Annotated in this window: 20 protein-coding genes and 2 pseudogenes; 12 read left to right on the plus strand and 10 right to left on the minus strand. The window is 68.1% G+C overall.

Going from position 1 to position 24,768, the window contains the following annotated elements:
- The first annotated feature begins 72 nt into the window (after nt 1–72).
- From CIK06_RS25790 to CIK06_RS25815, 7 genes and pseudogenes are all read left to right on the plus strand, one after another.
- Entirely contained in the window at nt 73–639 is a 567-nt protein-coding gene (locus tag CIK06_RS25790; RefSeq protein WP_095566976.1) for a hypothetical protein, read from the plus strand.
- Between the two features lie 142 nt (nt 640–781).
- Nucleotides 782–2,044 carry an ATP-binding protein gene (locus CIK06_RS25795; protein WP_095566977.1) on the plus strand — a complete coding sequence of 421 codons (1,263 nt, stop codon included), beginning with the start codon at nt 782–784 and terminating at the stop codon, nt 2,042–2,044.
- A 591-nt stretch (nt 2,045–2,635) separates the two neighbouring features.
- Nucleotides 2,636–3,713 (plus strand): annotated as a pseudogene (locus tag CIK06_RS25805) (IS701 family transposase).
- A gap of 758 nt (nt 3,714–4,471) precedes the next feature.
- Entirely contained in the window at nt 4,472–4,999 is a 528-nt protein-coding gene (locus CIK06_RS29685) for a DUF6545 domain-containing protein (RefSeq protein WP_157756950.1), read from the plus strand.
- A 61-nt stretch (nt 5,000–5,060) separates the two neighbouring features.
- Entirely contained in the window at nt 5,061–5,861 is an 801-nt protein-coding gene (locus tag CIK06_RS25810) for a class I SAM-dependent methyltransferase (RefSeq protein ID WP_157756951.1), read from the plus strand.
- Between the two features lie 133 nt (nt 5,862–5,994).
- Nucleotides 5,995–6,438 carry a transposase gene (locus tag CIK06_RS30325; RefSeq protein ID WP_198348410.1) on the plus strand — a complete coding sequence of 148 codons (444 nt, stop codon included), beginning with the start codon at nt 5,995–5,997 and terminating at the stop codon, nt 6,436–6,438.
- 17 nt (nt 6,439–6,455) lie between these two features.
- Nucleotides 6,456–7,442: an IS3 family transposase gene (locus tag CIK06_RS25815; RefSeq protein WP_232534377.1), complete on the plus strand. Its 987-nt coding sequence runs from the start codon at nt 6,456–6,458 to the stop codon at nt 7,440–7,442.
- Between the two features lie 968 nt (nt 7,443–8,410).
- Here CIK06_RS25815 and CIK06_RS25820 read toward each other — a convergent pair.
- Nucleotides 8,411–8,953: a DUF305 domain-containing protein gene (locus CIK06_RS25820; protein ID WP_232533868.1), complete on the minus strand. Its 543-nt coding sequence runs from the start codon at nt 8,951–8,953 to the stop codon at nt 8,411–8,413.
- Between the two features lie 720 nt (nt 8,954–9,673).
- Nucleotides 9,674–11,743 carry a heavy metal translocating P-type ATPase gene (locus CIK06_RS25830; protein WP_095566982.1) on the minus strand — a complete coding sequence of 690 codons (2,070 nt, stop codon included), beginning with the start codon at nt 11,741–11,743 and terminating at the stop codon, nt 9,674–9,676.
- A gap of 378 nt (nt 11,744–12,121) precedes the next feature.
- Between CIK06_RS25830 and CIK06_RS25835 the strand changes: the two genes are divergently transcribed.
- A complete protein-coding gene (locus CIK06_RS25835; protein WP_095566983.1) occupies nt 12,122–13,324 on the plus strand; it encodes an IS110 family transposase in 1,203 nt (400 codons plus the stop codon).
- 16 nt (nt 13,325–13,340) lie between these two features.
- Nucleotides 13,341–13,619 (plus strand): annotated as a pseudogene (locus tag CIK06_RS32640) (hypothetical protein); the annotation flags it as partial.
- 2 nt (nt 13,620–13,621) lie between these two features.
- Here the strand turns inward: CIK06_RS32640 and CIK06_RS25845 are convergent.
- The 7 genes from CIK06_RS25845 to CIK06_RS25875 form a co-directional block, all read right to left on the minus strand.
- Nucleotides 13,622–14,725: a sugar kinase gene (locus CIK06_RS25845; RefSeq protein WP_095566984.1), complete on the minus strand. Its 1,104-nt coding sequence runs from the start codon at nt 14,723–14,725 to the stop codon at nt 13,622–13,624.
- Nucleotides 14,722–15,351: a bifunctional 4-hydroxy-2-oxoglutarate aldolase/2-dehydro-3-deoxy-phosphogluconate aldolase gene (gene eda / locus CIK06_RS25850; protein WP_095566985.1), complete on the minus strand. Its 630-nt coding sequence runs from the start codon at nt 15,349–15,351 to the stop codon at nt 14,722–14,724. The genes CIK06_RS25845 and eda overlap by 4 nt, the downstream gene beginning before the upstream one ends.
- Nucleotides 15,348–16,478 carry a mandelate racemase/muconate lactonizing enzyme family protein gene (locus tag CIK06_RS25855; RefSeq protein ID WP_095566986.1) on the minus strand — a complete coding sequence of 377 codons (1,131 nt, stop codon included), beginning with the start codon at nt 16,476–16,478 and terminating at the stop codon, nt 15,348–15,350. The genes eda and CIK06_RS25855 overlap by 4 nt, the downstream gene beginning before the upstream one ends.
- 54 nt (nt 16,479–16,532) lie before the next feature.
- Nucleotides 16,533–17,669: a sugar ABC transporter substrate-binding protein gene (locus CIK06_RS25860; RefSeq protein ID WP_095566987.1), complete on the minus strand. Its 1,137-nt coding sequence runs from the start codon at nt 17,667–17,669 to the stop codon at nt 16,533–16,535.
- Nucleotides 17,670–17,722: 53 nt separating this feature from the next.
- Nucleotides 17,723–18,751 (minus strand): ABC transporter permease, encoded by a 1,029-nt coding sequence (locus CIK06_RS25865; RefSeq protein WP_095566988.1) that lies wholly within the window; start codon nt 18,749–18,751, stop codon nt 17,723–17,725.
- Nucleotides 18,748–19,677, minus strand: a complete 930-nt coding sequence (locus CIK06_RS25870) for an ABC transporter permease (protein ID WP_157756952.1) — start codon at nt 19,675–19,677, stop codon at nt 18,748–18,750. Before CIK06_RS25870 ends, CIK06_RS25865 begins: the two co-directional genes overlap by 4 nt.
- Nucleotides 19,678–19,772: 95 nt before the next feature.
- Nucleotides 19,773–21,371 carry a sugar ABC transporter ATP-binding protein gene (locus CIK06_RS25875; protein ID WP_198348020.1) on the minus strand — a complete coding sequence of 533 codons (1,599 nt, stop codon included), beginning with the start codon at nt 21,369–21,371 and terminating at the stop codon, nt 19,773–19,775.
- Nucleotides 21,372–21,503: 132 nt separating this feature from the next.
- On the opposite strand from CIK06_RS25875, the gene CIK06_RS25880 reads away from it, so the two are divergent.
- The 3 genes from CIK06_RS25880 to CIK06_RS25890 are packed head-to-tail and all read left to right on the plus strand — an operon-like array spanning nt 21,504 to nt 23,960.
- Entirely contained in the window at nt 21,504–22,487 is a 984-nt protein-coding gene (locus tag CIK06_RS25880; protein WP_232533869.1) for a dihydroxyacetone kinase subunit DhaK, read from the plus strand.
- A gap of 1 nt (nt 22,488) precedes the next feature.
- Nucleotides 22,489–23,133 (plus strand): dihydroxyacetone kinase subunit DhaL, encoded by a 645-nt coding sequence (gene dhaL, locus CIK06_RS25885; RefSeq protein ID WP_095566992.1) that lies wholly within the window; start codon nt 22,489–22,491, stop codon nt 23,131–23,133.
- Complete coding sequence (locus CIK06_RS25890; protein ID WP_095566993.1) at nt 23,130–23,960, plus strand: N-acyl homoserine lactonase family protein; 831 nt, start codon at nt 23,130–23,132, stop codon at nt 23,958–23,960. The genes dhaL and CIK06_RS25890 overlap by 4 nt, the downstream gene beginning before the upstream one ends.
- Before the next feature lie 46 nt (nt 23,961–24,006).
- On the opposite strand, the gene CIK06_RS25895 is transcribed toward CIK06_RS25890, so the two are convergent.
- A complete protein-coding gene (locus CIK06_RS25895) occupies nt 24,007–24,732 on the minus strand; it encodes a FadR/GntR family transcriptional regulator (RefSeq protein WP_095566994.1) in 726 nt (241 codons plus the stop codon).
- Nucleotides 24,733–24,768 lie beyond the last annotated feature (36 nt).

Below are 24,768 nucleotides of genomic sequence, written 5' to 3' on the forward strand. Positions count from 1 at the left end.
CGTGGTCCCGCCTGTCACAGAGATACGATCCGACGCCAAGCATGCTGGGCCTAGCGCAGTAGGCCGAGGGGCATGGGTCGGTTCTGTGAGGATGAGTTGCAGGCGGTTGTCTCCCGGTACGAGGCGACGCGGGCGGCTGCGTTGACCGAGCGGGACGAGCAGCTACGGGCGTTCCGCGCGGCCGGTTGGCGGCCGGTGGATCTGCAGCGGGTCACCGGGTACAGCCGAGAGACCATCCGTCAGGCACTCCGACCGGAAGTCCGACGGGCGACCAACATCAGCCGACGAAGGACCTTACCCCAGCCGCCGGCCGACTACGGGCCCTATGGTGACCGCAAGCCCTACCTGGTGGCCGAAACCCTCGCCCAACTGCAGGGCCCGACCGAAGGCATGGTTACACTCCCGCGTCACCTCGACTGGTCCGGGCACCCCGAGTACGACCTGAACCGGACCGCGCGCCTGGCCAGCATGTACAAGGTGGTGCTCACCGAAGCCAGCACCGTCGAGGATCTGCACACCTGGCTCGCCGCCGACCTCCTCCGGCGACTCTGGCCCACCCTCTGGCTGCCGCCCCAGCTCCGCCAGCGCTGGGAGGACGCCTTCCCCGAACTCGCCGCGACCGTCAACAACGCGACGTAGCCGTGGACCCCTTCCACGAACCGGCTCACCCGCGTGGCCCCGCAGATCGAACACCAAATGACCGCGTACCGAACGCACCTCCTGCCGCATATCGAAAGCCTAGGTCCTCGCAGATCGAAAGTGCGGCCGTTATGATGGTGCCGTGCCCACACCGCACCTGATCCCCCGCCGCGCCGCCGCGCAGGTCGATGCCGCTCTGGCGGACACCCGCGTCGTCTTGATCAGCGGAGCACGCCAAGCAGGCAAGAGCACCCTGGTCCGCCTCGTTGCCGGCGATCGTCTGGCCGAGCGCCGCGATCTTGATCGGGCTCAGGACCGGGCAGCGGCGATCGCCGATCCCGTCGGGTTCGTGGACTCCTCCGAACTCCTTGTCATCGACGAGATCCAACGCGCTCCGGAACTCCTGTTGGCCATCAAGGCTGCCGTCGACGAGGATCCCCGTCCTGGCCGGTACCTGCTCACCGGATCATCACGGCTGTTCGGCATGGTGGCTGCCCCGGACGCGTTGCCCGGCCGGATGGAGACCGTGGAGCTCTGGCCGTTCTCCCAAGGCGAACTCGACGCAGCGCCGGACGGATTCGTCGACGCCGTCTTCGCGCTCGGCCCTGACCTACGACACGAATCGGACGTGACCCGCGCCGACTACGCGGCCCGAATCGTGCGCGGCGGCCTACCCGAGGCCACCACCCGCACCGACCCACGCCGCCGCCAACGGTTCCTCGACGCCTACGTCCAGGCGCTCATCGACCGCGACGTCCGGCAACTGTCCGACATCCAGCACAAGGGCGAGCTACGCAAACTGGTACGCCTGCTCGCGGCCAGATCCGCGACCATCATCGCCGCAAACTCCCTCGAATCCGCCCTCGGACTCAGTCGACCGACGATCGCCCGCTACCTCCAAGCCCTGGAAGAGATCTTCCTGATCAAACGGATCCCCGGCTGGTCCCGCAACCTGGGCACCCGCGCCACCGCCGCGCCAAAACTGATCTTCGTCGACTCGGGCATCGCCGCCAACGAGATCGCGACCGACGCCCGGGCACTGCTCCGGCCGGGCGCACCGTTCGGTCCGCTGCTCGAGTCATTTGTCCTGTCCGAGCTGTCCCGGCAGCTCACCTGGTCCGAGCAGTTCGTCGACCTGTCCCACTACCGGGACCAGAGCAGGTACGAAGTCGACGCGGTGCTGGAGAACCGAACCGGCCAGGTGGTCGGAATCGAAGTCAAAGCTGCCACCACCGTCGGACCCGACGACTTCCGCGGTCTACGCCGACTCGCCGACCGCCTCGGCGACGACTTCATCGCCGGCATCGTCCTCTATACCGGAACCTCCACGCTGCCGTTCGGCGACAGACTCCGCGCCATGCCGGTCAGTACCCTGTGGCAGGCTCCTGCCCCGACAGCGGACTGACCTCGCCCGCTGGTCGCTCCTCAGCCGGCCAGGGCCACCGAGGACCGAAAGGCGTGGTCTGCTGATCTTCAGCAAGCGATCGCAACTGGACCGCGCAGCGACCGGCACACGAGACCAAGAAGCGAAGAGCCGCAGGTCATCGGCCTGCGGACACCGACGGAGCGTCGGGTTAGGAGCACACGGACCCCGGTTTGCGACCGGGGTTAGTTTAGGCCGCGGTGACCCGCGTTGGCACCGGTTCACCCGGGTGGCATCCGCTGGAGAGCACACTCGGCGCACATTGCCGAAGATCAACACTGCTCCGTCCACATCCCACCTTCGGGTTCACCTGCGGAGGACCACGGAGGGCTCACACCGGATCCCTCTGGCACCGCCGCGATACTGACGCTCGCCGATTACCTGCGCGTGCACGCGACTCGGCGGGTTCGGATCGGTCGGGTACGGCTGCGTGTTCGCGTCCGACGCGTTCGGGCCGCTGGTGATCCGGCCGCAGGCACGGGCGGGTTGAGCGCCGGGCAGGCGCCCGCACCGGACGCCGAACGGATCGCCCGGCAGGCGAAGCAAGCAGTCACCGGTACCGATGTCGCCACGATGAGCCGGTCCGCCGCGACCCAGGTCCATCCACCGCTACCTCTGTGCCGGGGCGCGTGGAGCGCCGACGCCTTAAAGGCCGAGGTCCGTGACTATGTGGTGGAGCATCTCGGCGGCCCGGACGCCGTGCTGATCATCGACGACACCCAGATGATCAAGAAGGGTGACAAGTCCGTCGGCGTTGCCCCGCAGCACTGCGGTGCGACGAATCAGGTGGAGAACTGCCAGGTCGCGGTCATGCTCACCTATGCCGGCGGCCGGGCACGCGTTCATCGGTCACCGCCCGTATCTGCCGAAACGGTGGACCGACGATCCGGCCCGCTGCCGCGAGGCGGGAATCCCGACCGAGGTCGCGGTCGGCACGAAACTCGACCTGGCGCAAGAGTTGCTCGCCGAGGCGCTCGCCGCGAAGGTGCCGTTCGGCTGGTTCACCATGGACGGCGGTTACGGCCAGTACCCGCAGGTCCGTAACTGGCTGGCCACCGGTCGCCTGCCGTATGTGGTGGCGACCTCGGCAGCGCTGCCGATGACCCAGATCAGCGTGCTGCCCGGAGCGACAGCGATCACCCGCGCCGACGACCTGCTGTCGCGACTGTCCGATGGTGACTGGCAGCGCCGTTCCTGCGGTGCCGACAGCACGGGGCAGCGCTTCTATGACTGGGCCCTGGTCCAACTCGGCGGCAACCTACGCGTCAGCGACGAGACACCCACCGACGGGTACGCCCATACCCTGCTGCTGCGGCGCTCGATCACCGACCCGGACGAGGTCACCAATTTCCTTGCCCACGCTCCGGATCCGAGCCCGGCCGACACGCTCATCCGCGTCGCCGGGACCAGGTGGAAGATCGGGGAGAACAACGAGCAAGGAAAGGATCTCATCGGCATCGCTCAGCATCAGGTGAGGACCTGGAACGCGTGGCACCACACCATCACCGTGTGCATGTTCGCCCACGCCTTCGTCGCCGTCCAGCACGCCGGCCTGCACCACGACACCACGACCAGCACCGCGGATCAGGCCATCGGCCAGGGAAAAGCAGCAGCCCAACGCCAACCCGCCCGGCGGGCCCCGACTGGCTGAGCCCGGACCTGCTCGCCCACGCCACCGTCGCCGACGTCCGCAACCTGCTCGCCCAGACCATGCTGCACGCCCGCCGCGACCGACGCCACAGCCTGCGCAGGCTCGCCTGGCGCCTGAAACACAAGATCCGCGCCCAGATCAGCCACCACCAACGCCGCGGCGACCCACTCCCCACAACCCTCTGAAAATGGGTGAAACGGCCAGCGATCACCCCACCCTGAAAGGTCCGCAGCTGTAGTACATGCTGGTGAACACCCCTGCTGGCCGAGTGGCGTCATCGAGGGCCTCGGTTGGCGCCATGGGGCGAACCACAGAAAGGCCGGCGTCCTAGGTAGACAACACCGATCGCCATGCATCTATGATGGCAACCAGCGCAAAGACTGTGAGACTGTCGCATCAACGGTAGCTAACGGCGCGGAGGTGGGATGGCCCCTGAGGGTGTCGAGCGGACATTGGCGGAGAGGCTAGAGCACCCTGATGATCGGCAGGAACACAGCGCGCAATCGGCGTATCCTCTGGGCCTGCACCTGCCTCACAGCCTTGGCGATGATCGTCCTCTTCAGCCTCGGAACGGACAAGGCTTGCGTCCAGTTCCTTCCCAAGGGGCCCGATTCTCCGCTCTCTTCGGGTATTGGTCTGTCCATCTCACGTACACGGGCAGCGTCAGTGCCGCAGCGTTCGTTCTATTCTGGCGCTCGAAGCACAGGGCGGACCCGAGACTACTTCGCGCGGGTCTCCGGTTCCTAGCGGTCGGATTCGTGGCGGGCCTGGGCTATTCCGTGTTGCGAATAGTCCTTCTCGTTGCTCCCAGAGCGTCGGCCATCACTCTATCGAGACACCAGGGAATCCTGCACGAACTGTCGTTCAGTGCGCTCGATCTCCGTGTCTATCGACGAGTGATCGAGATTCGCGACGGATTGATGGCGCTTCGTAGATACACACCCGTGCACCTGCCGGATGAAGCGATGCGGTTTGTCTCCCTGAGGGAAGTCCCTGCAGATGTATTGGACGTGACGGTGACCGCCTGCATCGTAGAGGTGGCGCGCCGAGCCAAGGTGCACGGTGGTCCGGCACCAGAGTCGGTCGCAGACAGCTCCCATCTCATGAGTGAACTGGCTCAATCAGATGTGCTCGAAGAAGTCGAATCCCTGTGCCGGCTCGCCGAGGTTAATAGCGACCCACTCGTGAAAGAGTTTGCGGATTCTGTACCCATGGACCCGATCAATCAGACGAATCATGGTGCTCCGGAGGTGGCACGCGTGGCAGACGGACGGCCCATGGCGTGATCACCTCAGAACGCCACGAGTTCTGATTCATGGGCGAAATCAATCAAGAGAACGGAATGCGATGACCGCTGACCTGTATGCAGAGTATGCTTTCAACAACGATGTTGTCGAAGCTAAGAACCAGCTACAGTACCTCAGCGACACTGTCGATCCACACACATTCGCCACGTTGGATTCAATCGGCGTGGCACCTGGCTGGGAATGTTGGGACGTCGGTGCCGGCGCGGGCACCGTGTCACATTGGCTGGCCGAACGCGTCGGAGTTGAAGGCCGGGTGTTGGCAACCGATATCAAACCGCAACACATTCCGGCTCGCGAGGGCTTGAACATTGCGCGACATGATGTGCGAACAGACCCCTTCCCGACCGAAACCTTCGACCTGATCCACGCGAGACTCCTGTTGATGCACTTGCCCACCCGCGAGCAAGTCGTATCCCAGCTGGTCCAGGCTTTGAAGCCAGGAGGAGTTCTGGTGATCTCTGACTGGGAGACCAACTATCTCGACCTGATCCTGGACAGTCCTGACGAGACCGGATCGCGAGTGTTCATGAGGTTCCTCGAAATCTGCCGAGCGGGAAGCCCCCTGGTTGGTATCGACCTTCGTTGGGCGGCTCGGGCACATAGTGTCATGCGAAGTGCGGGACTATCTGATGTCACAACCACCACGCATGCAAGCTCCTGGGCTGGTGGAACCGGGGCTTGCGTTCTTCATCGAAGCAACACCTTCCAGCTCGAGTCCAGACTGCTCGAGGACGACTTCACCGAAGAGGAGTTGAGAACTCTGCGGGGTGTGCTTCTAGACCCCCGCTTCGTCATCTCCTCATACCTGATGTTCACCACGCTGGGAAGGAGAGCGCAATAGCCTTCTCCAGGGGTGTCTTCCTGAGCGGTCGAGGCCGTCGACCTACCCGTCTCCCTCTCGGTCAGGATGGTGTGAGACACCCCGTGTGAGTGGGGTGCTGACCTGAGGACGGGGATCGGAGATCCTTGTGTACGTGTCCACTTCATCTGGCAAGCAGCCGGCCACCGGCAGCGGGGCCGACCCGGCGCCGAAGCCGTCGCGGCGGGTCTTCAGCCCGGAGTACAAGCTCGCGATGGTCGCCGAGTACGAGAACGCCCCGAACGGCGAGAAAGGCGCGATCCTGCGCCGGGAAGGCCTGTACTCGTCACACATCATCGAATGGACACGGGCCCGCAACGCCGGGCACCTCGGCCACGTCGACAGCGGCGGGAAAACGGATACCGCCGCCCCCTCTGCGCCACGGGTGAAAAAGTCCGCGGACCAGATCGAGTTGGAGAAGCTGCGCCAGCAGAACGAGAAACTGCGGGCGGACCTGACAAAGACCCGGATGGCGTTGGACATCATGGGAAAAGCGCACGCGCTCTTGGAAGAACTCTCCGGGAGCGCGGACAACGACAACCCGCCGAGGAGATCCTGACCGCCGCGTTCGCCGAGCTGCGCGACGCGGATGTCCCGGTCCAGCGGGCGTGCGCGTTGGCGGGGACCTCGCGGGCGACCCACTACCGGCGGGCGCGGCCGGTCGGACCGCGACACGGGCCGTGGCTGCCCCGGACCCCGCCACCATGGACGCTCAGCACGGCCGAACGTGACCGGGTCCTCGCGGTGTTGAACTCGCCCGGCTACGCCGATCTGGCGATTCCTCAGGTGTGGGCGCGGGAACTCGACGCGGGCCGCTACCACTGCTCCATGTCCACGATGTACCGGATCGCGCGTGCGGCCGGTCAGAGTCGGGAACGACGCCGGCTGGCGACCCACCCACCCCGGGTACGGCCGGAGCTGGTCGCGACCGGGCCCGGTCAGGTGTGGTCCTGGGACATCACCGCGTTGAAGGGGCACGTGAAGGGCGTCTGGTACCGATGCTACGTGATCATCGACATCTACTCCCGCTACGTCGTGGGTTGGCTGGTCGCGGCCGCCGAGGACGCGGTCGTGGCCCGTGACTTCCTCGCCGCCGCGATCGGCCGTAACGGGATCGAGCCGCACACGATCCACGCCGACCGTGGTGGCGCGATGGTGTCGAAGCCGGTGTCGGAGATGCTCGTCAACCTCGGTGTCCTCCGGTCGCATTCCCGACCCCGGACGTCGAATGACAACCCGTACTCGGAGGCGCAGTTCAAGACGATGAAGTATGTGCCGGACTTCCCGGCCAGGTTCGGGTCCCTCGCCGACGCGAGAGCGTTCTGCGACGGGTTCTTCACCGCCTACAATCATGAGCATCGGCATTCCGGGATCGGCTGGCACACCCCGGCGTCGGTGCACTACGGCACCGCGGAGCAGGTTCGTGAGCACCGCCAACGCGCCCTCGACGCCGCCCACGCCGCTCACCCGGACCGGTTCACCCGTCGGCCACGCGCCCCGAAGCTGCCCGAGCAGGCCTGGATCAACCAGCCAACCCAGCAGGCACAAACCGTCTCAACTTGACTTGACAACTACCGTCTCGCACTGCCACGGGCCGCTCGCTCGAACAGTGGCGACCCCGGCCCGCACACGCCTTCGGCTTACGACCGCCCCCGTCGGCTGCGCGCCGACCGTACGGCCGGTGGTGTTCAGGTCGGAGGTCGAAGCGACGAGCAGGTCGGCGGCTTCACGGATGTCGCGCACGGGCATCACGGTTCCCATGGCAGGCCTATTGGCTGGGTGTGGTGTCCAGGGAGGCTGGTCGAGGTTGTGTGACGACGTCTCGGCCTGAGTTGTGGACGAGTAAAGGCTCCGGTTGTGGCACTCGAGCTGTCTGGGAACCCGTTCCACAACCAGGAAGCCATCGTGGACGAGCCCTGGCCGGTCGCGCAGGCAGCCCAGCGTTACGCCGACTTCGGCCCTGATGCAACGCCTCGGAGCGGTACAGCTCGGCGGGCGCGCGTTCGTGCACACCGTCATCGACGATCACTCCCGGGTCCCTGATCATCGCCGCGGTTGGTGGTGCCCTCTCCTGCTTGTGGCTGTTGAGCTCCCCGATTGCCCGACCGCGCCGGCTGGAAGAACTGGGCCGCATTTCGGAGCCCGAATCAGCAAGCCTCTCCGCTGACGCGAGGCTCCCGCCGGACACGCTGACCGTCAAGATCAACGGAGGTGGTAGGGGTCCCTCGCCTGCTTGGCGTGCTCCCCTCAGCACCACGCGTGTGTCAGCCAGGGCTGCGGCGCGGCCTGGAATCGGTTGCGATGTGGGCGCGGCACCTGGTAGGAGACAAGCTTTCGATCTGCGCGGCGAACCGCGTTCGATTTGCGAGGCAAGCCGTGTGCGGGCAGTGAGGCTTCGGTATCCGAACTGCCGACCGCCGAGGCGGTCGTCGTGCCTGCATCGCGGGCACGCGGTCGGTTTCCACGCGAGGGCGCGATGAGGACACCTTGCGCGCCGGCAAACTGGCCGTAATCCAGTGCGCCGGCACCGATCAGATCCGGGCCAGCAAGGTCTTCATCGTGTCGATCTCGGCCTGCTGGGTGGTGGCGATCCGCCCGGCAAGCGCCTTCGCGTCGCTGTTGGCGCCCTGGGCGGCTTCGGTCCGGGCCATGGTGATCGCGCTCTCGTGGTGGGCGATCATCATGGTGAGGAACTGCCGGTCGAAGTCCCGGCCCGAGGTCGCCGCCAGCCGGGTCATGTCAGCCTCGGACATCATGCCCGGCATGCCGTGATCCATCCCCGGCATGGCGGAGCTGGTCGGGGCGGCGCTACCGCCGTGGTTCATCCCCGGCATGGCGGTGCTGCCATGGTCCATGCCCGGCATGGTGGTGGGCGCACCGCTCGGCGTGCCCCAGGTGGTCAGCCAGCCGCTCATCGTGGCGATCTCCGGCGCCTGGGCGTCCTTGATCTGGGTGGCGAGCTGCTTGACCTGCGAGTCGGCGGCCCTCGTGGCGGCCAGGTCTGCCATGGCCACAGCCTGCTGGTGGTGCGGAATCATCATCTGCGCGAACATCACGTCCGCCGCGTTGTGCACCGCGGCCGGGGTGCTGTCGGCCGGGGCGGTGGCGGTGGGCGAGGCCGTGGCCGTTACCAGCAGCGTCGTGGTCGTCGCTGCTGCCGCAGCCGGCCAGGACGCAGGAAGGTACGGGACATGACGAAGTATGCCTTTCGGAATCGGTGAACATACGCGGAAGCGGGCGCGTGGTCACCGGAAGGTGACCGCCGCGGGGCGCTTCCATATGCGCAGCACCGACATCGCGGCGACGCGATTGCCCATCGGGGACCACGCCGGCGGGCCGCGGGAAACCGCCACGGACGGCTGGCTACGGTCGCGGGAGGTGACGCCCGTTGGGCGCAGCAGCAGAGCCGCCGCCAACGCCAGCGAAACCCCGAACGCGCCGACGACTGCCAGGCGCACCGCCCACCCGGGCATGTGTCCGGGCGAGCCTCCCGGCGCGGCGGCCAGTCCGGCGCACCCTTCCCCGGCACACCCAGGCGAGACCGCGGCGTCCATCGCGGCAACCGCCGTCAGGACCGCTCCCGATTGCGCATCCCCGTGCGTGTCCGTGGGCATGGCCGCCCGTGGTGCGGGCCGGCCCCGACAGGCTGGTGGCCCAGACTGTGCATGGCCGCGAGGCCGGTCAGGGTGGCCGCCAGCAGCACGAAGCGGACGAGCCATCCGCCTCGCACCGCCGACACACCGGTCACGGCCACCACGCTACCGGCCGCCTGCCGATCCGCGTCGCGAACCAGGTCATCGCGTATCCGATGGGCGCAGCCGCACCCGGCGCAGCAGTTGGGCGTTGAGCGCCACCACGATCGTCGACGCCGACATGAGCACGGCCCCGACGGCGGGGCTGAGCGTCACCCCGGCCCAGGCCAATGCCCCGGCGGCGAGGGGGAGGGCGACGACGTTGTAGCCGGCGGCCCAGGCGAGGTTCTGGATCATCTTGCGGTAGGAGGCCCGGGACAGGGCGATCACCCCGGTCACCCCGCGTGGATCCGACGAGGCCAGAACCACTCCGGCGGACTCGATGGCCACGTCGGTGCCGGCGCCGATGGCGATACCCACGTCGGCGCGGGCCAGGGCCGGGGCGTCGTTGACCCCGTCGCCGACCATGGACACCCGCAGGCCCCGCTTCTGCAGGTCGACCACCGCGTCGCCCTTGTCGGCGGGCAGCACCTCCGCGTACACCTCGTCCTCGCCGGGCCGGAAGCCGAGGTCGGCGGCGACCGCGTCGGCGACCGGCCGGGCATCCCCGGTGATCATCACAATTTTCCGGACGCCCTGCGTGCGCAGGTCGGCGATGGCCTGCCGGGCCTCCGGGCGGACCTCGTCGTCCAGCGCGAGGGCACCGACCACAGCCGCCCGGTCGCCGTCGGTCCGCAGCAGGTGCAGCACCGCCGATCCCCGGCCGGCCCATTCCCGGGTACGGGCGGCCAGGTCCTCCGGCACTGTCGCGTCCACCTCGCGCAGCAGCGCCGGGCCGCCCACGGCGTACGTGACGCCGTCGACCTCCGCCTGCACGCCGCGTCCGGTCAGCGACCGGAACCCGGACGCCCGCCGGGACAGCTGCCGCTGCTGCGCGGCGGCGACGATCGCCCGGGCCAGGGGATGTTCGCTGTCCGCCTCGACCGCGCCCGCCACGGCGAGCACCCCGTCATCGCCGGTGCCGCCGGTCCCGGCCACCCCGGTCACGACGTGCTCCCCGCGGGTCAGGGTGCCGGTCTTGTCGAACAGCACCGCATCCACCGTGCGCATCCGCTCCAGCGCGAGTCGGTCCTTGACCAGGATGCCGCCCTTGGCCGCCACGGCGGTGGACAGAGCGATCACCAGGGGGATGGCCAGGCCCAGGGCATGCGGGCAGGCGATCACCAGCACGGTCACCGCGCGCACGACGGCCTCGTCGAGGTTCCCGACGACGGTCCAGACAACCAGGGTGATGGCCGCGGTGGCGGTGGCGATGTAGAACAGCCAGGCGGCGAACCGGTCGGCGAGCACCTGCGCCCGCCCGCTGGACTGCTGCGCCTGCGCGACCAGCCGTTGGATGCCCGCGAGGGCGGTGTCGTCGCCGACGGCGTCCACCCGGACCCGGATCGCCGCGTCGGTGGCGACCGTGCCCGCGACCACCCGGTCGTCGACGCTCCGTGCCACCGGCCTGGACTCCCCGGTGATCATCGACTCGTCCAGTTCGGCGGCCCCGTCGACGATCTTCCCGTCGGCCGGCACCCGGCCACCCGGGCGGACCAGCACCACGTCGCCGACGCGCAGGCCGGTGACGGACACCGCCTGCGGCTGGCCGTCCTCACCGATGCGTTCGGCGTCGTCGGGCAGCAGTGCGGCCAGCGCGGAGAGTGCCCCCTGGGCCCGGCCGATGGCCTTCATCTCCTGCCAGTGACCGAGCAGCATGATGGTCACCAGAGCGGCCAGCTCCCACCAGAAGTCCAGGTCGAACGCGCCGACCGCGGTGGCCAGCGACGCCACGTAGGCCACCATGATCGCCATCGCGATCAACAGCATCATGCCCGGCGCCCGGTCCCGTACCTCCCGGACCGCGCCCTGCAGGAACGGCCAGCCGCCGTACACGAAAACGACGGTTCCCAACACCGGCCCGACCAGCTCGATGCCGGGAAAGTCCAAGCGGTAGCCGAACCAGTCCATCACCATGTGACTGGTCACCACGATCGGCACCGTGAGGACCAAGGTCAGCCAGAACCTGCGCCGGAACGCCTCCGGGTCGTGCCCGGCGTGCTTGTCATGCCCACGGTGCCCACCGTGGTGCGCCGTTGGGTGACTCTCCTGCTCAGAGGCATCCTGGGACATCTCGGCACCTCCCTTCGCCATCAAAAAATACCCCCTAGGGTATCTGCCGGCATGTCGCCACCCGCCGCAGTGGGCCGGGCGGCATGGCGCCGAGGGTCGCCACCCCCGGCGACGGCGGGCTGGAGGCGTCCGTCGGGACCCGCAACCGGACATCGAGGTGTGTCGTTTCTGGGGTGGACCCGGAGGGTCGGGTGACTGTCTGGGTGTGTGCTGCCGATGTCATGGCCAGCTTGGAGTAGGACGCCCCGGCCCTCGCTGATGACCGCTGTATCAGCACTGGATGGAGACTTGCGACCGATCGCCCTTTCCGAAGTTGTGGCTACTGAACCGCGGCGGGTCCACGCCCCTTGACCAGACAACCGAAGAGGGTGATGCCCGGTGGGCAGTCTGTGGGCCGGCGTCGACGTCGGCGAGACCCACCACCACGTTTGCGTCGTCGACGACGACGGCACCGTGGTGATGTCCGGGAAGATCCCCAACGACCAGCAGGCCATCTCCGGCATCGCCGGGCTCGATAAACGCCGCAAGCCGATCCGCTGGGCCGTCGACCTACGCGGCGGACCCGCGGCACTGCTGCTGGCGGTTCTGTTCGACCGGGGCGCGGACGTGCGCTACGTCAGCGGCACCGTCACCTCGCGGATGGCGGAGGCGTTCCACGGCGAACGCAAGACCGACGCTCACGACGCGTACGTCATCGCCCAGACCCTGCGCATGCGCGGCGACCTACCGACCCTCACCCTCGCGGACGGGGTGCAGCAGCAGTTGAAGCTGCTCGTCTCCCGCCGCTTGGACCTGGTCGCCGACCGGGTCCGTATCGCCGCCCGCATCCAAGACCTCCTGGCCATGATCAGCCCAGCGCTGGAGAAGGCGCTGAACCTGCGCAGTAAACGCGCGCTCCGGCTGCTGGCACAGTGGCAGACCCCCGCCGGGCTACGTCGTGCCGGCGAAGCCCGCATCCTGGCCTACCTGCGCCAACACGGCGTGCGGGCCGCCAAGGCGCTGACCGTCAAAGTCCTCACCGCCGCGCGGACGCAGACCGTCCCCGTCGCCGGAGAGGCCACCGCGGCCGGGACCGTGGCGCAGATGGCCACCGACCTGGAAGCGGTCAACGACCGGATCGCCGCCATCGAGGAAACCATCGCCGGCATCGTCGCGGAGCACGAGCTGGGAGAGATCGTCACCAGCCTGCCCGGCATCGGCACCACCCTCGCCGCCGAGTTCCTCGCCCACGCCGGCACCCTCACCACCTACCCCAGCGCCGCAGCCCTCGCCGCGCACGCCGGCCTCGCCCCGATCTCCCGCGACTCTGGCAGCCGTCAGGGCCACCAGATTCGGCCACACCGCTACCACCGTGGCCTGCGACGGGTGTTCAGCATGTCCAGCTTCACCGCCCTGACCCACTGCCCACGATCACGCGCCTACTACGACAAGAAACGAGCCGGAGGGAAGACCCACCGCCAAGCCACCGCCGCCCTGTCCAGACAACGCCTCAACGTCCTCTGGGCCTGCACCCGCGACAAGACCCCCTACCAGCCTAAACAACCAAGATCAGCAGAGGTGGCGCTGTGCGAACTCGCGTAGAGACTCCACCGCGGCCCTTACCGCACTACAAGGCCCAACCGTGGGCACGGTGACGCTCCCGCGTCATCTCGACTGGTCCGGGCATGCCGAGTATGACCTGAGCCGGCCCGCGCGCCTGGCCAGCATGTACAAGGTGGTACTCACCGAGGCCAGCACCGTCGAGGATCTCAACACCTGACTCGATGCCGACCTCCTCCGGCGGCCCTGGCCCATCCTCCGGCTGCCACCCCGACTGCGCCAGCGCTGGGAGGACGCCTTCCCGGCCTGTGAGCGGTCCGAGGTCTTGCGCCCGTAATCTCAGCGCTGCACGCGGGCACCAGCTCCCCTCATCAGGGCCTCGACCTCGGCGAAACCGGCCATCGACGTGTCGCCGGGGGTGGTCATCGCCAGGGCGCCGTGTGCCGCGCCGTATTCGACGGCGAGGGCCAGGTCGCCGTCCCGCTCCAGCAGACCGTAAATCAGGCCGGAGGCGAAGCTGTCGCCTCCACCGACCCGGTCGAGTATCTCCAGCCCGGGGCGGTCGGTCGCCGCGGCGAATTCACCAGCCGCCCAGGCGACGGCACCCCAGTCGTTCACGGTCGCGCTGCGTACGCCACGCAGCGTGGTCGCGACGACCTTGAAGTTGGGGTACTGCTCGACCACCGCCCCGATCATCGTCCGGAACTTGCCGGCGTCCAGTGCGCCGCTGTGGATGTCGGTGTCCGGCACGGCGAAACCGAGGCAGGCGGTGAAGTCCTCCTCGTTGCCGATCATCACGTCGACGAGCCGGGCGAGGCGCCTGTTGACCTCGCGAGCACGCTCCTGACCGCCGACGGACTTCCACAGGCTGGGCCGGTAGTTCAGGTCGTAGGACACGATCGTGCCGTAACGGCGTGCGGCCGTCATCGCCACTTCGACGGTTTGCGCGGCCGTCTCCGACAGTGCCGCGTAGATGCCGCCGGTGTGCAGCCACCGCACGCCCAAGGTGCCGAAGAGGTGGTCCCAGTCGACGTCGTCCGGCTTGAGCTGCCCGGCCGCGGTGTGGCCTCGGTCCGAGGTGCCGACCGCCCCGCGTACGCCAAAGCCACGCTCTGTGAAGTTGAGCCCGTTGCGGACAGTCCGGCCGAGCCCGTCGTAGGGAATCCACGCGATGAGGCTGGTGTCGACGCCACCCTGCAGAACGAGGTCCTCCAGGAGCCGGCCGACCTCGTTGTCGGCGAACGCGGTGACGATTGCGGTCCGCAGCCCGAAGCAACGCCGTAGACCGCGTGCCACGTTGTACTCGCCGCCGCCCTCCCAGACGCGAAAGTTGCGGGCGGTACGGACGCGGCCCTCGCCAGGGTCGAGTCGCAGCATGATCTCGCCGAGCGACACGAGGTCGTACCGGCAGTCGGCCTTGGGTCGAGGGTTGACGACGCTCATGCCGCACCGCCCGCCGCCGCGACGGCCTGCTCAGCGCGAGTGGTGATCTCGTCCCACTGCTCCGCCGCGATGATGTCGGTGGGTGCGACCGCCGTCGAACCGACCGCGAGGACGGCCGGGAGGACGATGTAATCCGGGATCAGGGCGGGGGTGACGCCGCCGGTCGGGATGAACCGCACCCCACTGAACGGGGCCGACAACGCCTTGATCATCGCGACGCCGCCGAGTTGCTGCGCCGGGAAGAACTTGACGACGCCGAGCCCGGCGTCGAGGGCCGTATGGATCTCGGTCGCGGTGGCGACACCCGGGAACACCGGCACTGCGGCGTCCTGGCAGACACGGACGACGCGGGGCGCGAAGCCCGGGGTCACGACGAATCGGGCCCCGGCCGCGATCGACCGCTCGGCCTGCTCGGCGGTGAGCACCGTGCCCGCGCCGACCACGAGATCCCCGCGGCCGGCGAGGGCCCGGATGGCGTCGATCCCGGCCGTGGTCCGCAGCGTCACCTCGGCGGTGGTAAGCCCACCCTTGACCAATGCGTCGCCCAGCGCGCCGACCTTGCCGGCGTCCTGGATGACCAGGACCGGTAGCACCCGCCCGATCTGTAGGGAGTTCGCCACGGTCACGCCCCGATCTGGATGCTGAAGCGCTCGTCCGCGCCGTCGGAAATGCGCGCCCCGATGCCCGGCTCCTCGCTGCCCCAGACCCGGCCGTCCTTGACCACCGGCGGATCGACGAGGAAGCCCTCCCAGCCGAGACCGCCGTACGCGTCGAACTCGATCATCGGCGCATTGTCGCAACTGAGGATGACCTGCAACCCGGCGTAGATGCCGATACCGGTGCCGGAGGAGCAGCCGATGTGCGGGACGCACTTGAGGTTCCAGGCGCCGGCCATGTCCGCGATCCGCTTGAGCTCGGAGATCCCGCCGACGCTGGCGGCATCCGGCTGGACGATGTCGAAGGGCAACTTCGACATCAGGTCGATGTACTCGTACCGCGTCAGCAGCGACTCACCGCCGGCCAGTGGGATGTCCACCCGGTCAGCCAGCCACGAGTGACCGGTGACGTACTGCGACAGGCTGTGCGACATGATCGGCTCCTCCAGCCAGGCTACCCGGAGGTCGTGCAGTTCCTTGGCCAGCGTCAGGGCGCCCCTGCGGTCATATGCCATGTTGGCGTCGACCATCAGCTCAATCCCGGCGCCGACCGCTGTGCGCACTGACTGCACGAGGTGGACCGCTTGGTGGAGATCGCCGTCGACACGCAGCTTGATCGCCGTATAGCCGGCAGCCACCGCCTCCTTGGCCTCGACGACAGCCTGGTCGACCGGCTTCAGCGAGGGTGCGAAGTACGCCCGCGCCGAGTGCTGCGACGTGCCGAGCAGCCGGTGGACCGGCTGCCCGGCGGTCTTGCCCATCAGATCCCACAGGGCGATGTCGATACCGCTCAGTGCGTACGTCTCGACGCCGCGGCGGCCCCACATGTGCGTCGCCCGCATCATGCTGTGCCACAGCGCGCCGATGTCCCGCGGGTCACGGCCGGTGATCATCGGACCGAGCTGCTCGTTGATCAGCGGGCCGACGGTCGCGAAGTACTCGGCCGAGAAGCCAGCCTCGCCGATGCCCACTGAACCGTCGCTGGTGCTGACCTCGACGATGATGCCACCCTTGGTACCCACCGCCATCGCTCCCCAGCGCAGCTTCTCCTTCAGGGGCAGTCCGACGGCATATGCCCGAACGCCTGCGATTTTCATGCTCAACTCACCGTTCGCCTCGTGGCTGTTGCTGTCGGATGGTGGGCCGGCGCGTCAGGCGCCGTATTTCTTTGGTGCCGCAAGAGCCCACTCGGTGTAGCTCTGGTGCCAGTCCACATTGGTCTTGTCGACGACCTGGGTCGGGTTGTTGATGATCTGGGTGACTGACTGGCCAAGGACCGCCGTCACGAAGATCGCCTCAATGAGGTTCTGGCCCTGGTCAACGCCACCGATATCGACGGTGGCGGTGAGCTTGCCGGCCTTGATCTGCTTGTAGCCGGAGACCAGCCCGTCGGCGCCGATGGTCAGGACGCCGTTGGTGCCGTCCCAGTGCTTGAGGCCGGCGGTGTCGATGGCCTGGGACGCGCCGAGCGCCATCTCCTCGTTTTCGCCGTAGATCGCGTTCACGTCGCTGTTCTTGGTCAGCAGGTCCTGCGCGGCGGCGAAGCCCTTGTCACGCACATAACCGCCGTCGGCCTGGCCGACCACCCTGATGTCCGGGTTCTCGGCGAGCGCCCTGTCGAAGCCGATCTTGCGGCCGCGGGTCCAGTCCGAGCCGGACGGGCCCCAGATCTGGAGGATGTTGCCCTTGCCCTTCAGCTTTTCGGCGATGTACTTGCCGGCCAGGTAGCCCGACTGCCAGCGGTTGTCGTAACCGACGTTGGTGACGGTCTGCAGTTGGTCCTCGGGGTAGAGCTCGGCCGGCTGGTTGAACTGGTAAATCTTCACGCCCTTGCTGGTCGCGTCGCGGTACAGGCTCTGCACCGTGGCGAAGTTGGCACCGGTGCAGACCGCGATGGCGTCAAACTTGCGGGAGACCCACGATTGGACGATGCCAAGGGTGCCCTGGACGGCGTTGAAGTCGCCGACCGGCGCCTGTCGCTCCCACACCCACTTGCAGCCGAACCGCTGCTCGTACTCGTTCATCCGGTGCCAGGCGGCGTGCTCGATCTGGGTGAAGTTCTCGGAGAGGACCGGCGGGGTGAAGCCGACCTTGATTTCCCTGCCGTTGACGATCTTCTTGATCGCGTCGTCGAACGACTCGCTGGCCGCCGTACCGCCGCCGCGCGACTGCGCCGATTCGCCGTTGGGCGAGCAGGCGGCAATCAGCGATCCACCGACGCCGGCGCCGGCCAGCAGCCCGGCTGTGCGCAGCATCCGCCGGCGCGAGACTCCATCGAAGTTGGGCATGACTATCTCCTTGTGGGGTGTGGTACTGCGTTGCGGACGGGGGGTGCGGTACTTCAGTTACGGGGTGCGCCGATCGAGCGGGCGATGCCGCTCCACGCCTGGTTTGCCAGGACGGCGAGGATGAGTACGAGGCCGGTGACCACCGTCTGCCAGCTCGACTCGACGCCGGTCAAGTTGATGATGTTGCGCGTCAGCGTCAGGGTCAGCGCACCAACCAGAGCGCCGACCACCCGGCCCTTGCCGCCAAAGAGTGAGGCTCCGCCGATCACGGCCGCGGCGATGGCGCTGATCTCGTACCCGTTGCCGATCAGCGGCGGCACGGTGGTCGTCCGGCCCGCTATGTGGATGCCGGCGATCGCGGCCATCAGCCCGCTGATCACGTACGCGGCGATTTTGGTGCGGTCGACCCGGATGCCGGCGTTCTGTGCGCCGCTCGGTGAGCTTCCGACCGCGTAGAACCGCACGCCGTAGGTGGTGCGGCGCAGGACGAGCGAGACCGCGACGCTGACGGCGAGGACCAGCAACATGGGTACGGTGATCGGCCCGAGGATCTGCCGCAACCCGCCGATGTAGTAGTACGCATCGGTCATGTAGCCAAGGATCGGCACGCCGGCCGTCCAGTAGAGCAGGACCCCGCCGGCCAGGCCGAGCATCGCCAGCGTCGCGATGAAGTCGGGGATACCGAGCCTGGTGATGAGAAGCCCGTTGACGAGACCGATGCCGGCGCCGACGCCCAGCGCGGCGAGAAGCGCGACGGCCAGCGGCATCCCGTTGTTGAGGCAACTGGCCGCCACGCCGGCGCTGAGGGCCATCACCGACCCGACCGAGAGGTCGAGGCCGCCGGCGATGAGCACCACGGTCATGCCGATCGCCAGGAAGCTCACGGTGATCATCGCGTTGATGATGTTGGTGAGGTTGCCGGCCGTCGCGAATGCCGGCTCGGTGAACGCCATCACCGCGCACACGACGACGAGGAGGGCGAGGATCCCGAACGAGGGATCGCGCAGGATGCGGACGCGAACCGCGGAGACCCGCTCGTTGGTGGTGGCGGACACCCGCTCGGGGGTGAGGGTGATCATCATCGCCCCTTACTTGTCGCCGGTTGCAATTCAATGGCCGGATCCTGAACGGGTTTGGGGGTGCGCAGTGTCAGGGCGAAGCGGCGGACACCGCGGTCCACGATCACGCCGACGAGGATGCAGACACCGGTGATGATCGAGAAGATCAGCGGATCGACGCCCATCAGCCGGAAGCCCTGCTTGAGGGTCACCAGCAGCAACGCGCCGAGCGCGGCCTGCCAGATCCCGCCGCGACCGCCCACCAGGCTCACCCCGCCGAGCACGGCGGCGGCGATCGCGATCAGCTCGTAGCCGCCGGCCATGCCGGCCTGGACGGAGTTGAGGCGGGCGGCGAGCAGGACACCGCCGAACCCGGCCAGGCCGCCGGAGACAAGGTACGCGTAGATCTTCAGCCGCCCGACGTCAAGGCCGGCCACCAGCGCGGGTGCGCTGCCCATGCCGCTCGCCCGGATCCGGCGGCCGATCGCGGTCTTCACGAGCACCAGGTGCAGCGCAGCGATGACGAGGCCGGCGAGGACCATGGCGCTGGTGACGCCGCCGACCGATGAGCCGGCGATACCGAGGAAGCTCTGGTCGCGGGTGCCGACCAGCTGGACATGGTCGGTGAGCACCACGAGCAGGCCGGCCGCGACGTTGAGCGTGCCCAGTGTGACGATGAAGTCGTTGAGCCGGAGCTTGACAATCACCAGGCCGTTGATCAGCCCAAAGGTCAGCCCTGTGCCGATTCCGACGAGGACGGACAGGAGCGGGTTGAACCCCTGCATCGACGCCCACAGCGAGGTTCCGGCGCTGAGGCCGAGGACGGCGCCGACCGAGAGGTCGATCCCGCCGGCGATGATGACCAGGGCCAGCCCGGCGGTGATGACGAAAATCGGCACTTCCTCGTTCAGGTAGTACCTGACCGAGTCATGGTCGGCGAACGACGGCACGGCCAGGGCGAAGCCGACGGTGACCGCGGTGAACGCGAGGAGGATGGGTACGCCCTCGATCCCGAGGATCCGGGCGGCGCCCGAGCGGAGGTTTGTCATCGGTCAGCTCTCGATGCCTTGTCGATGATGGCATGCTTGACGGCGTCGTATCCGTCCGTCGCCACCCGTTTGGGGATGTCGCGGATCTCGCCGACGAGCGCTCCGCGGTTCATCACGACGACCCGGTCGCACAGGCTGATTAGCTCGGCGAACTCGGACGCGATGACGATGACCGAGGTGCCCTTCGCCACGACGTCCCGGATGAGGCGGTGGACCTCGGCCTTGGCATGGATGTCGATGCCCTGGGTCGGCTCGTCGAAGATGAGGATCGACGGCTGGGTGTTCAGGCAGCGGGCAATGATCGCCTTCTGCTGATTGCCGCCGCTGAGGTTGCGGATCAACTCGGCCGGTCCGGGTGTCTTGATTCCCAGGCCTTTGATGTACGAGTCGGCAAGCGCCCGCTCCCGCCGCGATCGCAGTACACCGCCCGCGGTGACCGAGCCGAGCTCGGAGATCGAGATGTTTTCGGCCACCGACAGATCGGGCAGGATCCCGAGTTGCTTGCGGTCCTCGGGAACCATCGCCAGGCCGGCCTTGTACGCCGCCTTGGGATGCCGCAGCCGACGGGGCTTCCCGTCGATCTCGATCCGGCCGGAGTTGAGTCTGTCCAGGCCCATCAGGGCTCGCGCCAACTCGGTCCGCCCGGCGCCGGCGAGCCCGGCAATGCCGAGGATCTCGCCACGCTCCACGTCGAAGGAAATGTCCCGGAGCACCCCGTGCCGGCTCAGGTTCAGCGCCCGCAGTCGTGGATGCGGGTCGTCGCCGACGACCCGCCGCCGTGCGGGTACGGCGTCGGCGGCCTCCATCAGCTCGGTCGCGTCGCCGCCGAACATCTGCAAGGCCAGCTCGCGTTGACTGAGCCTGGCGGTCTCGGTGCGCGCGATCGTGCACCCGTCGCGCATCACCGTCACCACGTCGGCCAATCCGAACACCTCGTCGAGGTGGTGCGTGACCCAGATCAGGGCTACGCCGCGGCGCTGCAGGCTGCGCATGTGCTCGAAGAGCAGGGTCTTCTCGTGTTCTTCGAGTCCGGACGTCGGCTCGTCGAGGATCAGCACCTTCGGCGGTACGGCGAGCGCCTTGACGATCTCGATGACCCGCTTCTTCAGCGCGCCGAACTCGTTGACCGGCCGCCACAGCTCGGATTTCGTGATGCCGAACTCGCTGGCGAGTTCCTGGATCCGCCGGGCGATCTGCCGGCGGTTCACGAACGGCGAGCCCTTGCCGGCCAGCACCCCTTCCCGGCCGAGGAAGATGTTCTCCAGCACGGTCAGGTCGGGCACGGTGGACAGTTCCTGGTGAATCGTGCCGATGCCCAGGGCCTGCGCCTCGCGGGGATGCCCGATGGACACCTCGTGGCCGGCCAGTTCGATGCGGCCGGAGTCCGGCGTGACGAGGCCGGACAGCACGTTCAGCAGGGTCGACTTGCCTGCACCGTTGCCACCGAGCAGGGCGTGAATCTCGCCGCTGCGCACCAGCAGGCTCACCCCGTTCAGTGCCTGGACGCCCTGGAAGCGCTTGTGGATGTCCGTCATGCGCAGGTGCGGAGCCGCTGCGGGCCGCTGTGCCTCGACCGGCGCTGGGGACGCCTTCATTCCTGCTCCTCTCTGCATACGACTGGTCTTGTGATCGGGTGGTCCGACCAATATCCTGAGATCCGGGCCACAAAGTCAAGGGGTCGATTGGGTTCTTCCCGCAGAAAGGGGACCGGCAGGATGCAGAAGATCATGGGCGCCGCGTCGGCGGTCGTCCCGGACTATCTGCGCGGCCTGGCGGCCGCTCATCCCGACGTCATCGAGTACGACGCGGAGCACCGCATCCTCGTACGCCGCGCACCGGTCGCTCCCGGCAAGGTGGGTCTCGTCTCCGGCGGCGGCTCGGGCTGTGAACCGCTGCACGCCGGCTACGTCGGGCTCGGGATGCTTGATGCAGCATGCCCCGGCGAGGTGTTCTCCTCCCCCGTGCCGAACGCCATCATGGCGGCGACGGTCCGCGCCGACCACGGCGGAGGCGTTCTCTACATCGTCAAGAACTTCGGCGGTGAGGTGATGAACTTCGGTCTCGCTGCGGAGGTCCTGCGCCGCAGGGGAATCCGGATCGAGAAGGTGCTCGTCAACGACGATGCGTCGTTCCCAGCGGAACTCGCCGCCCGCCGCCGTGGACTGGGCGCCACGGTGCTGGTCGAGAAGATTGCCGGCGCCGCCGCGGAGCAGGGCCGCACGCTCGACGAAGTCGCCGCCGTGGCCCGCCGGGTCGTCGCGCGCAGCCGCACCTTCGGCGTCGCGTTGAGCCCTTGCACCCACCCGAAGACGGGACGACGGACGTTCGAGCTGCCCGAGGGCGAATACGAGGTGGGCGTCGGCATCGGCGGCGACCGCGGCCACGAACGCCGTCCGCTGCCATCGGTCGACGAGATCGCCCACGTCATGCTCGATCCGGTCGCCGTCGAGCTGGAACTACAGCCGAGCAGTCGTGTCCTGGTCATGCTCAGCGGCCTCGGCTCAACCCCCGCCGTCGAGCTGTACGGCCTCTTTGCCGCGGTCCGGAACCGGCTGGTCAAGCACGCCGAGCCCGTCCGGAGTCTGGTCGGTGACTACATCACGTCGCTCGACTCGCACGGCGCCCTGCTCACGGTGCTGCAGGCCGACGACGAACTGCTCGATCTCTGGGACCGACCCGTGCACACTCCGACACTGCGCTGGGGAGCGTGAGATGACCACGACACTGTCACAGGACGCCGTGACCGCCTGGCTGGAGCGCTTCTGCAGCGAGGTCGAGGCCGCCGAGGCCCATCTGAACGAGCTCGACTCCGCCACCGGCGACGGTGAGCACGGCTCGAACATGAGCCAGGGTGCCGCCGCCGTACGAAAAGCGTTGCGGGACGATCGGTTCGGTGACATCCGGGAGCAGCTCGATGCCGTCGCCATGGCCCTGGTCAACTCGGTCGGCGGCGCCAGCGGGGCGCTGTACGGCACATTCTTCCTGCGGCTGAGCGCGGTCGGCGAGGGCCGGACCGCGCTCGATCTGACCGCCCTCACCGAGGGGCTCGTCTCCGCCGTGGCGGGCATCCGCGAACTCGGCGGCTCTTCTCCCGGCGACAAGACGCTCGTCGACGCGCTCCATCCGGCCGTGGCCGAGTTGGAATCCTCCGCCACCCGGTCCGCCGGCCTCGCGACCGCCCTGGACCGCGCCGCCACGGCGGCGGAGGAGGGCCGAGACGCCACCGCCGACATGGTGGCCAGGATGGGCCGAGGCAGTTACCTCGGCGACCGCAGCCGCGGTCACGTCGACGCCGGTGCCACCTCGATGGCGCTGCTGATGCGCTGCCTGCACATCAGCGCCGAGGGAGCGGCATGAAGTCGTCGGTGACGTCGGTTCACCTGCTCGACGGCGGCGTGCTGGAAGTCGAACCTAGTTCCGTCGTGCCCGGCTCCGGCTCCGGTCGCCGGATTGTCGTACCGGTCCAGATGTTCCTGGTCGGCACCACCTCGGGGTACGTCCTGGTGGATACCGGCAACGATCCCGGCGTCATCGACGATCCTGTCGCCACCTGGGGACCGGAACTGGCGGCGGCCTCCCGCCCGCGGACCGCGCCCCACCAGCACCCGGCAAAGCAGTTGGCGTTGCTCGGGCTTACCCCACGGGACGTTCGGGCCGTCGTCTACACGCACCTGCACCACGACCACGCCGGCGGCGGACGCGTCTTCCCGACCGCGGTCCACGTCGTACAGCTCGCGGAGCACCGGTGGGCGCACAACCCGGACGGGCACGCCGGCAAGGGGTACGCGCGGGCCGACCTCAGCACGACGGACTGGACGCTCGCCGACGGAGACTGGCACATGCTGCCCGGCATCCAGCTGATGATGACGCCGGGCCACACGCCGGGCCATCAGTCGGTGGTCCTGTGGGACGTTCCCGACCTGGGCAACGTGATCCTGGCCGGCGACGCGATCAACACCGTCCGGTGCATCGACGACGACCTGCCGCCAGGGATCGCGACCGACACCCTGGCGGCTGTGCACTCGATGCACCGGCTCACCGCTCTGGCCGAGGCGATGGACGCACTCCTCGTAACCGGACACGACATGGCACAGTTCGAGGCCCTGCCGAAAGCTCCGGAACCGTTGCGGCGCCCGGCCGGCGGCCCGGCCGGCTTCCGTCAGGAGAAGCTGGATCTCCTGTGACACGCCGAAGGGCATCGCCGATGGCGACGCCCTTTCGTGCCTGGTGTCACGGACGCTCGGTCGTCCGCTCCAAGTGCTCGGCGATGTCGCGCTCGACGTCGCGGATGTGACTCAGCGCGGCCGATCGCGCGTCCCGCACCCGGTGCCCGATGATCGCCTGACACATCGCGACGTGTCCTGCGTGCGCGTGCGCACGCCGGCCGGGCAACTGGATGACCCGGTGTGAGTACTTGAAGAAGAGCGGTTCGATGCTCTCCATCAGCCGCACCAGCAACGTGTTCTTCGTGGCCTCGACGATCGCGCGGTGCAGCGCGGCGTCGAGTTTGACGAACGCGTCGTCGCTCAGCTGCGGATTTTCGGCCTCGGCCAGAATCCGCTGGAGGTTGGCGGCCTCCTGCGCGGTGATCCGCCGGGCGGCGAAGCTCGCCGCGTCCGGCTCGAGTGACAACCGCACCTCGAAGAGCTCGGGCACCGTGAAGTCGTCGAACACCAGCAGATCGGAAAGCTTCGGCATCGTCTTCTTGTCGCTCACGACGAAGACGCCACGGCCGTGGTCGGTGCGGAGCAGTCCGTTGGCCTCGACCACGCGGATCGCCTCGCGCATCGAGCTGCGCCCGACACCGAACTGCTCAGCGAGGACCCGCTCGGGCGGCAGCTTCTCACCCGGCTTGATGTCGCCGCGGGTGATCAGCTGCTCCAACTGGGCCGCGACCGAATCGGCGACCTTCAGCCGACGGATGGGCTCGATATCACCGGGACCGATACCAGTCATCTTGGTGACCCCTTCATCGAGCAAACGACGGTCAAA

Source organism: Plantactinospora sp. KBS50 (genome assembly GCF_002285795.1).
Taxonomy (GTDB): domain Bacteria; phylum Actinomycetota; class Actinomycetes; order Mycobacteriales; family Micromonosporaceae; genus KBS50.

What these genes read in the sequence shown, in the direction of transcription:
- CIK06_RS25790 (WP_095566976.1), top strand. Translation starts at nt 73, where the DNA reads ATGGGTCGGTTCTGTGAGGATGAGTTGCAGGCGGTTGTCTCCCGGTAC.
- CIK06_RS25810 (WP_157756951.1), top strand. Translation starts at nt 5,061, where the DNA reads ATGACCGCTGACCTGTATGCAGAGTATGCTTTCAACAACGATGTTGTC.
- CIK06_RS25830 (WP_095566982.1), bottom strand. Translation starts at nt 11,743, where the DNA reads ATGTCCCAGGATGCCTCTGAGCAGGAGAGTCACCCAACGGCGCACCAC.
- CIK06_RS25845 (WP_095566984.1), bottom strand. Translation starts at nt 14,725, where the DNA reads ATGAGCGTCGTCAACCCTCGACCCAAGGCCGACTGCCGGTACGACCTC.
- CIK06_RS25855 (WP_095566986.1), bottom strand. Translation starts at nt 16,478, where the DNA reads ATGAAAATCGCAGGCGTTCGGGCATATGCCGTCGGACTGCCCCTGAAG.
- CIK06_RS25860 (WP_095566987.1), bottom strand. Translation starts at nt 17,669, where the DNA reads ATGCCCAACTTCGATGGAGTCTCGCGCCGGCGGATGCTGCGCACAGCC.
- CIK06_RS25865 (WP_095566988.1), bottom strand. Translation starts at nt 18,751, where the DNA reads ATGATGATCACCCTCACCCCCGAGCGGGTGTCCGCCACCACCAACGAG.
- CIK06_RS25875 (WP_198348020.1), bottom strand. Translation starts at nt 21,371, where the DNA reads ATGAAGGCGTCCCCAGCGCCGGTCGAGGCACAGCGGCCCGCAGCGGCT.
- CIK06_RS25880 (WP_232533869.1), top strand. Translation starts at nt 21,504, where the DNA reads ATGGGCGCCGCGTCGGCGGTCGTCCCGGACTATCTGCGCGGCCTGGCG.
- dhaL (WP_095566992.1), top strand. Translation starts at nt 22,489, where the DNA reads ATGACCACGACACTGTCACAGGACGCCGTGACCGCCTGGCTGGAGCGC.
- CIK06_RS25890 (WP_095566993.1), top strand. Translation starts at nt 23,130, where the DNA reads ATGAAGTCGTCGGTGACGTCGGTTCACCTGCTCGACGGCGGCGTGCTG.
- CIK06_RS25895 (WP_095566994.1), bottom strand. Translation starts at nt 24,732, where the DNA reads ATGACTGGTATCGGTCCCGGTGATATCGAGCCCATCCGTCGGCTGAAG.